The organism is Pseudomonas cichorii (genome assembly GCF_019719005.1).
In the GTDB taxonomy this organism is placed as follows: Bacteria; Pseudomonadota; Gammaproteobacteria; order Pseudomonadales; family Pseudomonadaceae; genus Aquipseudomonas; species Aquipseudomonas cichorii_E.
Map to the genome: position 1 here is coordinate 124,105 of NZ_JAIGPJ010000012.1, position 6,293 is coordinate 130,397.

Genomic DNA, 6,293 nt, shown 5'->3' on the forward strand with positions numbered 1-6,293 from the left:
GCTACGCCCGGCGTTGCTGCGTTTTCACACAATCTGAAGGTCTTCTTTGTAACACTGACACGCATTACTTTCTGGAGAGCGTCCCGTGATAACCAATCAACGCATAGCCAGGCTTAACGCATGGGGTGCTCACGGCTTTACCGCCACAGGCGTAGTCCTTGCGTTTCTGGCAACCATTGCACTGTTCAATAATGAGCCCAAGGCCTGCCTGCTATGGCTGGGCGTCGCCCTCATCGTGGACGGCGTCGACGGCTCGCTGGCGCGCAAGGTCAACACTCACTCGGTACTGCCGCACTTCGACGGCTCGGCACTGGATCTGGTGATCGACTATCTGACCTACGTCTTTATCCCGGCATTGTTCATTTACCGCTATATCCCGTTGCCGGAATTCACCCTGCTGTTAAGCATATCGATCATTCTGGTCTCGTCGCTGTTCTGCTTCTGCAACGTCGACATGAAAAGCAAGGACAACTATTTCCAGGGCTTCCCGGCCGCCTGGAACGTGGTCGCCCTTAGCCTTTACATTCTGTCGCCAACGCCTTGGGTCACGTTCCTGACCATTGTCGGCCTGGCGCTGCTGACGCTGACCCGCATGAAGTTCCTGCATCCGTTCCGCGTGCGCAAGTTCATGCCGATCAATATCGCGGTCACCACGGTCTGGCTGCTGTGCAGCGCCTCGCTGATCATCAACCACCCACATAATGGGCCGATGATCATGGGGCTGTGGTTCGCCATGTCGGCCTACTTCATGGGGATCTGTATCTGGAGAACATCCCTGGAGTGGCTGGGCAGGCTCAAGGCCTGAAGTCCAGAGGAAGGAAACGCAGGGGCTGTTGATCTCTCAACAGCCCCGATCAGGTCAACACTTGCTGTCGGCCTGCAGCGCAGCAGCAGAATCCTGCTTGCTGAAAAGGTAAGTACTCACGCAGCACAGCAGTAACCCGCCAACGGCCACCAGGCCGCCCACGATCCCTACGTTTGCAACGCCCAACTGGCTGCTCACCACGCTGCCCAGCAGGGCACCGCCGCCGATCCCTATATTGAAGATGCCCGAAAACAGCGACATCGCCACGTCGGTAGCATCCGGCGCAAGGGTCAGGACTCTGGCCTGCAGCAGCAGCCCGAAACACATCATGGCCATGCCCCACACGACACTCAATGAACCGAGCGCAGCCGCCTGACTCGAGAACGGCAGCAGCATCAACAGGCACAGCGCTACCAATGTGATGGATGCGATCAACAGGCCATTGGGGAAGCGACTGCTGAACAGGCTGAACACGATGGAACCGATGATCCCCGCGCCGCCAGCCAACAGCAGCAACACGGTCGTCATCTCGCCGCTCAGGTGCGCCACGGTCTGGGCAAAGGGCTCGATGTAGCTGTAAGCAGTGAAATGCGCAGTGACGACGGTCGCGGTCAATGCATAGATGGCTACCAGCCGTGGACGCTTGAACAGGATCGGCAGGCTTCTGAGCGAGCCGGAGTTCTGGCTGGGCAACAGCGGCAGCGTGCGGCTCAGCAGCAATACAGTCAGTGCGGAAATCCCGGCAATCCCCATGAAGGTCGTGCGCCACCCCAGCGCCTCGCCCAGCACACGTCCCAACGGAATACCCAGCACCATGGCAAGCGAAGTGCCTGTTGCCAGCAAGCCCAATGCCTGGACCTGCTTGCCCGGCGGCGCAATGCGCACGGCAAGCGATGCGGTGATCGACCAGAAAATCGCGTGAGCGAAGGCAATGCCGACGCGGCTGACCAGCAACATGCCGAAGCTTGAAGCCGTGGCCGAGAGAATATGGCTCACGACAAACAGCATGAAGATGCAGATCAGCAATTTGCGCCGCTCGATGTTGCGGGTGATCAGCATCATCGGCAGGGACATCAGCGAAACGACCCAGGCATAGATCGTCAGCATCAGGCCGACCTGCGCCGTGGTCATGTCGAAGCTTTCGCCAATATTGCTCAACAGGCCAATAGGCACGAATTCGGTTGTATTGAAAATGAAGGCAGCCAGCGCCAGGGCAATCACGCCAAGCCAGCTACCGGTACGAACCTCTGGAGGGGTATTCATCAAGAATGTGCAACGCTCAAAGGAGTAGCCGTTCGCCATGCATATGAATCCCGCATGGCACCTGTACCGCAAAATCAGGCCAGCCCCCTTCGGCAACAAACGCAAAAACGCCCCGCCCGTGAATGCATGAACGAGCGCAGCGTGCGATGTGGATTATTGTGGGTATGGGGGATACAACCAGATGACGCGAATTCTACGTCTGGATCGCATGGATCACAACACGTGAGCCTGTGCGGTGACAGCCGGTAGCCGTTCAGCCTGCCGGCTTTCGTTGCGGGCGCTCGGCCAGCCAGGCCACGGCGCACAAGGCCAGACCGGCCCCGTTCAGGGAAACGGGATTGAACGCCTGAACAAGAAAGTGAGGGCTGACAAGAGCCACATCAATCAACAGCACGGCGAGCACGACCGCACTGATAATCACTGAAGCTCGCTTGAAATACCCCGAAAGCAAGCAGACAGCCAGCCCGATTTCCGCCGCGCCGCTCAGCCAGGCCACCCAGCGCGCATCAGCAAAACCGTGGGCCTGGATCATTTCCAGTTCACCCGGGCTGAGCCACAGGATCTTCGGCACCAGCCCATGGTAGAAGAACATCAGTGCCAGACCGGAACGGGCGACCCAGGCAATGCGTTGCAACTCACTCATGGGCCGCTGCCTTGAGAAAGCGTTGCTCATGGTCGGCCGTCGGCAGCAGACAACTGTCGTAACGACCAAACAGGCGATAGCGGTTCAAGGCAATGCGGTCGTATCCCCAGTCGCGCAAGGGGCGCGGCACAATGCGTAACGCGACCAGCCAGGACCAGGGCGCCGGCATCTGTCGCATGACGTACAGAAAGGCATCGGAGCGCAGCAACGCGCGGTCATTGACGATCACCGCCATGGTGTCGAACTGATCGACCGGCAAGCCCGCCCACTTCAGCAGCGCCTGCCCTTCAGTGGACTGCACGGTGGCCAGACGAATACGCCGGGAAGTGTCGTACCGGATGAGAAACTTCGCCCAGCCGTTACACAGTTTGCATACGCCATCGAACAGCACGACGCACTCATCGGCCTGCAAGTAAGGCGCGGGGGTTGAAGGCATGTGGTTCTCTCCTTGAAGAGCCGTCACTCTACCCTAGCGCGGTGCAAATGAACCTAAAACACAAACGCCTCGCGGTCGGGAAGCGACCGGCGAGGCGTTCAGGTCAAGCGATGCAGCACTAGACTCAAACCTTGCGCACGAACTCGGATTTCAGTTTCATGGCGCCGATGCCGTCGATCTTGCAGTCGATATCGTGGTCGCCGTCCACCAGACGGATATTCTTGACCTTGGTGCCAACCTTGACCACCAGCGAAGAGCCCTTGACCTTCAGGTCCTTGATCACGGTGATGGTGTCGCCGTCCTGCAGCACGTTGCCGGTAGAATCCTTGATGACTTTCACATCTTCGGAAGACTCTGCACTGCTGCCGTCAGCAGACCACTCATGGGCGCATTCCGGGCAGACCAGCATGGCGCCGTCTTCATAGGTGTACTCGGAATTGCATTTCGGGCAGGACGGTAAGCTCACAGCGTTTCTCACATCGAAGGTGGGGAAAAACCATGGATTATAAAGGGTTTTTCCGTTTTCAGGGGGATAGCGCTCTGCAACCCTGTCGAACGCCGTTGCAGAGGGTGCTTTACTTGTACAGGTTTCTTCAGGATTTCATCGATGACATACGCCGGTTTCGCTCCCTTTCAAGACCTCGCCAGATTGCTGATCCCGCACACTCAAGCGAAGAGGTTCGATGGTTCACACGATATCTCTCACTTGTTGCGGGTCTGGAAGAACGTCTGCGCCATTCGCAATCATGAGGGCGGGGATCAGGAAATTCTCCTGGCGGCGACCGTACTGCATGACTGTGTCTCGGTCGAAAAGGATTCGCCCTTTCGCGCCAGCGCTTCACGGCTGGCAGCGGCCAAGGCAACGGAGCTGCTGACCGAAACGGGTTGGGACGAGACACGAATCGCCGCTGTGGCCCATGCCATCGAAGCCCACAGTTTTTCGGCAGCCATTACCCCTGTGACACTCGAAGCCAGAATCCTGCAGGACGCCGACCGGCTCGACGCCATGGGCATGGTGGGCGTGGCTCGCGTGTTCTATGTGTCGGGACGGATGGGCAGTTTTCTCTATGATTCGCAGGACCCTCAGGCGGCCGATCGGCCTTATGACGACAAGCATTTTGCGGTCGATCACTTTCACACCAAACTGCTGAATCTGGCCGATGGCTTCCAGACCCCTACCGGCGCGCAAATGGCGCAGGTCAGGCATGCACGATTGAAGCGGTTTCTGGATGAGTTGATGGAAGAAATAGGCGCGTCCTGAGCATGTCGCAGATTTTTGACGCCAAAATCACCCGACACCATTGGATGTCATAAAGACATCACATAACAGCCTTATAAACGGCTCTTCGAAATGCCGCCTATAGGGGTTGTTTGCCGTGAAAAAATTCCTGCCTCGTTTTTTGCGCAAGCAATCCGGAACGACGGTATTGCGCCGCTTCAAGATCACTTCGCGCCTGGTGCTGTGTTTCGGCATCACCTCGTTGCTGATGGTTGCGCTGGGAGCTTTCTGCCTGTTTCAGATGCAGGATATTCGCAATCAGGGAGAAGCCGTGGAGAGCGGCGCCCTGCCCAGTATTGCGATGGCCGATGCCATTGCGATCAACCTGGTGAAGCTACGCAGCGAAACCACGCGCCTGATTGCCAATGCCGATGATCCTGGTGCGGTGATCAACAGCAAGATCAACGTCGAACAACTCAAGAATGAAGTCGAGAAAGGCTTCACGGACTATCTGGCCCGTGTGCCTGCTGGCACCGAGCATGATTCGATCATCGCCTTGCAGGAAGCCTATAACGCATTCATGCCCGGCCTTCAGGACGAGATAGGCCTCATCGAGCAAAACAAGCTGGACGAAGCGCGGATGCTATCCAACACCATGCTGTCCTTGCAGGGCGACCTGATGGACATGCAGGTGCAACTGCTGCGCGAACTCAACAAGCAAAGCGCCGCGACTGCCGTCGAAGCTGCCAGCGCCAGCTACAACCAGACCCGCATCATCGCCCTGAGTGCCATCGGACTGGCCCTGGCGCTGACCCTTTTGCTGGCGTGGCGCTTGAGCGTAAGCATCATCCATCCCGTGCGTCATGCGCTGCACATTGCCAATACCATCGCCGAAGGCGACCTGACCGAACAGGCCATCCCTCAGGGCAAGGACGAGCCCGCGCAACTGCTCATGATGCTGGGGCGCATGCGCAGCAACCTGCACGGCACCATCGACCAGATTTATGCCGCAGCGACCCAGCTTTCCCAGTCCGTGCAGGAAATGGGCACCATCGCAGAGGCCAGCGCGCTCAACCTGCAGATGCAAAACAATGAAATCGAACAGGCCGCCGTCGCCGTCAACCAGATGAGCCAGGCAGCGGTGGAAGTGGCAGGCAATGCCAGCAATACCGTGACCGAATCGGAAGCTTCCAATCACGCGGCAGCACAAGGTCGGGACAGGTTGTCGGCCACCATCAGTTCGATCAAGGAACTGACCAGCAATGTGCTGGACTCATCCCATCAGGCAGAAGGACTGGCCGAGCGGACCCAGAACATCAGCAGCATTCTCGATGTGATTCGCGCCATCGCCAACCAGACCAACCTGCTGGCGCTCAACGCGGCCATTGAGGCTGCAAGGGCCGGTGAAGCGGGTCGCGGATTTGCGGTTGTCGCCGATGAAGTACGCTCTCTGGCGCAACGCACCAGCGCCTCGACAACAGAAATCGAAGGGTTGATCAACGGTGTTCAGCAAAGCACTCAGGAAACGGCAAATGCCCTGCGCCATACCGCGACCCAGGCCAATCAGACTCTTGAGCAAGCCGCCGCAACGGGCGAGGCCCTGAAGGTAATCATCAGTTCGACCACCACCATCAACGACCGTAACCTGATGATCGCCAGCGCCGCCGAACAACAGGCCCAGGTGGCCGGTGAAGTGGACCGTAACCTGAGCAGCATTCGCGACCTGTCCAGCCAGACGGCATCGGGCGCACAACAGACCACCGTAGCCAGCAACGCATTGTCGATGCTGGCCACGGATCTGAACATGATGGTGCAGAGGTTTGTGCTTTAACCGTGAGCGAATTCATTCGCGAATGAATTCGCTCCTATGTATGGACTCGCCCCCACTGTCAACCCGCTTTGCTTTTGAACACCGCTACCCGGTTGC

Annotated in this window: 7 protein-coding genes and 1 pseudogene; 4 read left to right on the plus strand and 4 right to left on the minus strand. The window is 58.1% G+C overall.

The genetic code is table 11. The features are described from left to right. Nucleotides 1–85: 85 nt before the first annotated feature. Entirely contained in the window at nucleotides 86–805 is a 720-nt protein-coding gene (gene pcsA, locus K5D32_RS11995) for a phosphatidylcholine synthase (protein WP_025258557.1), read from the plus strand. Between the two features lie 54 nt (nucleotides 806–859). Here pcsA and K5D32_RS12000 read toward each other — a convergent pair whose 3' ends face one another. The 4 genes from K5D32_RS12000 to K5D32_RS12015 form a co-directional block, all read right to left on the minus strand. Continuing rightward, nucleotides 860–2,068 carry a sugar transporter gene (locus tag K5D32_RS12000; RefSeq protein ID WP_198726635.1) on the minus strand — a complete coding sequence of 403 codons (1,209 nt, stop codon included), beginning with the start codon at nucleotides 2,066–2,068 and terminating at the stop codon, nucleotides 860–862. Between the two features lie 253 nt (nucleotides 2,069–2,321). Beyond that, nucleotides 2,322–2,711: a DoxX-like family protein gene (locus K5D32_RS12005; protein WP_221540653.1), complete on the minus strand. Its 390-nt coding sequence runs from the start codon at nucleotides 2,709–2,711 to the stop codon at nucleotides 2,322–2,324. Further along, a complete protein-coding gene (locus K5D32_RS12010) occupies nucleotides 2,704–3,147 on the minus strand; it encodes a thiol-disulfide oxidoreductase DCC family protein (protein ID WP_198726631.1) in 444 nt (147 codons plus the stop codon). The genes K5D32_RS12005 and K5D32_RS12010 overlap by 8 nt, the downstream gene beginning before the upstream one ends. Nucleotides 3,148–3,271: 124 nt before the next feature. Beyond that, nucleotides 3,272–3,613: a zinc ribbon domain-containing protein YjdM gene (locus K5D32_RS12015; protein ID WP_025258553.1), complete on the minus strand. Its 342-nt coding sequence runs from the start codon at nucleotides 3,611–3,613 to the stop codon at nucleotides 3,272–3,274. Between the two features lie 141 nt (nucleotides 3,614–3,754). Here K5D32_RS12015 and K5D32_RS12020 point away from each other — a divergent pair, with 141 nt between their 5' ends. The 3 genes and pseudogenes from K5D32_RS12020 (at nucleotide 3,755) to K5D32_RS26265 (ending at nucleotide 6,197) form a co-directional block, all read left to right on the plus strand. Continuing rightward, entirely contained in the window at nucleotides 3,755–4,408 is a 654-nt protein-coding gene (locus K5D32_RS12020) for an HD domain-containing protein (protein ID WP_221578029.1), read from the plus strand. A gap of 115 nt (nucleotides 4,409–4,523) precedes the next feature. Then, a pseudogene (locus tag K5D32_RS26260) lies at nucleotides 4,524–5,114 on the plus strand (MCP four helix bundle domain-containing protein); the annotation flags it as partial. Between the two features lie 378 nt (nucleotides 5,115–5,492). Continuing rightward, entirely contained in the window at nucleotides 5,493–6,197 is a 705-nt protein-coding gene (locus K5D32_RS26265) for a methyl-accepting chemotaxis protein (RefSeq protein ID WP_409339099.1), read from the plus strand. Nucleotides 6,198–6,293 lie beyond the last annotated feature (96 nt).

What these genes read in the sequence shown, in the direction of transcription:
- K5D32_RS12000 (WP_198726635.1), bottom strand. Translation starts at nt 2,068, where the DNA reads ATGAATACCCCTCCAGAGGTTCGTACCGGTAGCTGGCTTGGCGTGATT.
- K5D32_RS12020 (WP_221578029.1), top strand. Translation starts at nt 3,755, where the DNA reads ATGACATACGCCGGTTTCGCTCCCTTTCAAGACCTCGCCAGATTGCTG.
- K5D32_RS12005 (WP_221540653.1), bottom strand. Translation starts at nt 2,711, where the DNA reads ATGAGTGAGTTGCAACGCATTGCCTGGGTCGCCCGTTCCGGTCTGGCA.
- K5D32_RS12010 (WP_198726631.1), bottom strand. Translation starts at nt 3,147, where the DNA reads ATGCCTTCAACCCCCGCGCCTTACTTGCAGGCCGATGAGTGCGTCGTG.
- K5D32_RS26265 (WP_409339099.1), top strand. Translation starts at nt 5,493, where the DNA reads ATGAGCCAGGCAGCGGTGGAAGTGGCAGGCAATGCCAGCAATACCGTG.